1 tRNA gene (cut by a window edge) is annotated in these 244 nt (G+C 44.7%); it reads right to left on the bottom strand.

The features are described 5' to 3' along the window. Positions 1 to 180: 180 nt before the first annotated feature. Positions 181 to 244, bottom strand: a tRNA-Ile gene (locus RR062_06270); it runs 42 nt beyond the window's last position.

Below are 244 nucleotides of genomic sequence, written 5' to 3'. Positions count from 1 at the left end.
AGCCCAGATACGAATATAACGACTCAATTAATAAGAAGACATTTAAGTCTTCCGCCTTAGCCTCACGACACGTCAAGATAGATAATCTCAAACGCTCGCTACGTCACAAGTTTTAAAAGAACAGATACCAGCCACAGTGCTGATGTCTATAAATTCTTAGTATGCGGTACATTCAGAGTGTGGTGGGTCTGGGTAGACTCGAACTACCGACCTCACCCTTATCAGGGGTGCGCTCTAACCACCT

The organism is Clostridia bacterium, from assembly GCA_036654455.1.
Lineage (GTDB): Bacteria > Bacillota > Clostridia > Christensenellales > CAG-314 > JAVVRZ01.
The sequence above is the reverse complement of the archived record's forward strand: the minus strand, read 5'-3'. Positions and strand labels throughout refer to the sequence as shown.